Raw genomic sequence first — 3,057 nt, forward strand, 5'->3', positions numbered from 1 at the left:
GGGGGCTGGCATTTTGGGTCTTCTTAGTCATCTCGTCCTCTCCATTATACGTCCTAACTTTCCTGTCTGGTGCTATATTTGATTGGGCTATTCAGAACCTGACAATTGACACCACATCCCGGTTGATGACGCAACTTAATGCTTGTTTTAAGTGGGCGATCGAAAAAAGGCTAGTGAGCGAACCCTCACCATTTAAAGATTTAAGCGCTAAAGCTGATCGGTTAAAAAAGCAAGTGATTCTGACGAGATTAACCCTTTTACGGCTAACGAACGCGATCGCATTATCCAGGGTTTTGATTCGGATCCACTTCACAGCCATTTTAGTTTGTATGTCCGTTTCTGTTTCTTCACTGGGTGTCGCCCATCGGAGGCGATCGCTCTACGATGGTCAGACGTTGCTGCCGATCTAAGTCAAATCACTTTTAGTAGTGTGATTGTTCGCGGGGAAGGGGGGCGCAAGCGCTGCGACGGCCTCAAGAGTCAAACGCGCCGCGATTTTCCCTGCAATGAACAAGTCCAAACTATTCTCGGAGAGGCGCGATCGCAAAACCATTCAGAAATAGTTTTCCCCAGCATCACGGGCAAGCCGATCCAAGACGGTGATTTTGGCAAAAGACACTGGCACCCAGTCCTCAAAAAAACGGGGATAAAGCAACGGAAACCCTACCAAATGAGACACACTTTTATCACCCTCTGTCTTGATACCGGGATTGATGCTAAAGACGTTGCGGCTTGGGTCGGCAACTCACCCCAAGTTATTTACCAAAACTATGCAGGCCGAAACCGGGGGCTTTCTATTCCCAAACTTTAGGACAATTTGGCTATAATTTGGCTATAAATTTTTAGCCTACAGACACAAGAAACCGCCACAATCATTTACGGATAAGGGTAATGGGTATTGATACCGTCCCGACTTGAAATCGAGTGAGCCGCAAGGTTCTCGGGGTAATATTTCACCCTCTCCGTTGTTTCAGCCCCCCACAAGACAGGTCAATCCTTTTGTTTAAGGCTTTGTGCTACCTCTTGCAAAAGGGCGATCGCCTGTTGGAGTTTATCCATAATTTCCGAATCTTTCGGGGTTTCTGTGTTGGGTGGTTTCGGTGTGTTGGGTGGTTTGGGCGGATCAATAACCGGAGCCTGACCGCCGCCCAATTGGGTAACATAGCCCAATAAATCGCGATCGCGTCTTAGCCAACCCTCCAAAAATATCTGTTGGCTAGGGTTAGTCTTAACCCGTTGGTAGCGATAGTCAATGCGACCCTGACAGTATCTTTGGGCAGTTTCCAGGTTATTATTTTGTTCGAGAACCCCTTGGCTTTTCGGTCCAAAGCGACCATCTACAGTCAGTCCTCCCAGAGTTTCTTGTAAAAACTCAATACTGCCGGGAACACTAAAATTAACCGCCGTATCAAACTGAACCACCGCCAAAGGTAACACCATTAAATCAGCCTTTGACGGTAGCCAGTACATCGTATAATAAACCTCTTCAACCTCTGGCTGAGTAATTTGCCTAACCGATTTCGACCCCTGACCCTTATTTTTTAAATAGGTGTCGTAGGTCGCCTGGGTGATGCCATAATTAACCACACCTCCCAGGTCTTCCGGGTGTCCAACGCCGCCCTCCCATTTCAAGGTAAATTTGAGGGCAATTTGAAAATTCTCATCAGATTGTGTCATAATTACTCGCCCATGCGTGAAGTTTAACTGCGCTGAACTTCGGCAAAAATTTCCGCCAAAATTTCCTCAGCACCCTGTTGTTTAAGTTTGTGGGCTAATTGAATCCCCAACTGTTCCGCGTCACTAGCCTGTCCGGTCACTGTATCTTTAATTAGGCGTTTTCCGTCCAAACTAGCCACCATTCCGGTTAAAGTTAGGCGATCGCCTTCCACCATAGTATTAACACCAATGGGAACCTGACAACCCCCTTCTAATTCCCGTAAAAATGCCCGTTCACTGTGACATCTTTGGGCTGTGACGGTATGTTCTAAGGCTTTAACCACCTCGAAAATTTCCGTATCTCCCTCTCGGCATTCAAGACCCAGAGCGCCCTGTCCCACCGCGTGCAGAGAGATTTCAGCCGGAATGACTTGGTGAATGCGATCGGCCATTCCCAACCGTTTCAGTCCAGCCACTGCTAAAATTATCGCATCATACTGACCCTCATCCAATTTTTGCAGGCGCGTGTTCAGGTTCCCGCGAATATCCTTAAATTCCAAATGCGGGAAATTGTGGCGTAGTTGTGCCAGACGACGCAGGGAAGACGTACCGACCACCGCACCGGGTGGCAGAGTGTCTAGTTGTTTGTCGCGATGGTTTTCGTGGACTACCAAAGCATCTGCGGGGTCTTCCCGTTCAGTCACACAGCCCAGCATTAGACCTTCTGGGAGGTTTGTTGGTAAATCTTTGAGGGAATGCACCGCCATATCAGTATCATGGTTAAGCATCCCCACTTCTAGTTCCTTGGTGAACAGTCCCTTATCCCCAATTTTGGCTAGGGCTACATCTAGGATTTTATCCCCCTGGGTGGACATGGTATGAACTTCAAACTTGATATCAGGAAAGCGCTTTTGTAGTTCTTCCTGAACCCAGTAAGTTTGAACTAGGGCGAGTTGGCTTTTGCGTGAAGCAATGCGAATGGTACGGGTTTGGGCAGATACAGATGTTGTCATCGAAACTCCTTGACTCTGAAACCCCGTCCTGATTAGAACGGTTTAATGTTGAAATTGATGTTCCTCTCCACAGCGCCCTTTTGGGGGAATGTTAACTTAGCCAGTCTTGTCCCGGCTGGTTAGACTTAGTGGCTGACATCAATTGTGCGATCGCTCTCTAAAATAAATATTAGTTCGGTTAGTTGCACTCGATCTAGCCTACCCCATCGGGGACACAATCACAATGGTAATGGGACAATCATGGTTCCCCCTACCTAGAGGGCTGGGGGAGTCGGAGAGTTACGTCCTGTTAGCAAATTAACTGAACATTGCTTTACAATACTCAACAATCAGTCTAAGCTAGATAAGTACACAGCAAGCGAGCTAAATGCCGAAATATACATCCCCA

At 47.4% G+C, this 3,057-nt stretch carries 3 protein-coding genes and 1 pseudogene; 2 read left to right on the top strand and 2 right to left on the bottom strand.

Annotated elements, in window-relative coordinates; all coding sequences use genetic code 11:
* A partial coding sequence (locus ACTIE0_RS23620) for a hypothetical protein (RefSeq protein WP_439517019.1) occupies positions 1 to 410 on the top strand: 410 nt, incomplete at its 5' end.
* Positions 317 to 811, top strand: a pseudogene (locus ACTIE0_RS23625) (site-specific integrase); the annotation flags it as partial. The gene ACTIE0_RS23620 and the pseudogene ACTIE0_RS23625, both read left to right, overlap by 94 nt.
* Positions 812 to 990: 179 nt before the next feature.
* Here the strand turns inward: ACTIE0_RS23625 and ACTIE0_RS23630 are convergent.
* Together ACTIE0_RS23630 and hemC are read right to left on the bottom strand one after the other, a co-directional pair.
* Positions 991 to 1,677, bottom strand: coding sequence for a glycoside hydrolase family 108 protein (locus tag ACTIE0_RS23630; protein WP_006623857.1), 687 nt, complete (start codon positions 1,675 to 1,677; stop codon positions 991 to 993).
* A gap of 23 nt (positions 1,678 to 1,700) precedes the next feature.
* A complete protein-coding gene (hemC, locus tag ACTIE0_RS23635) occupies positions 1,701 to 2,669 on the bottom strand; it encodes a hydroxymethylbilane synthase (protein ID WP_006623856.1) in 969 nt (322 codons plus the stop codon).
* Positions 2,670 to 3,057 lie beyond the last annotated feature (388 nt).

Origin of the sequence: Limnospira sp., from assembly GCF_051859755.1 — a bacterium.
Taxonomy (GTDB): domain Bacteria; phylum Cyanobacteriota; class Cyanobacteriia; order Cyanobacteriales; family Microcoleaceae; genus Limnospira; species Limnospira fusiformis.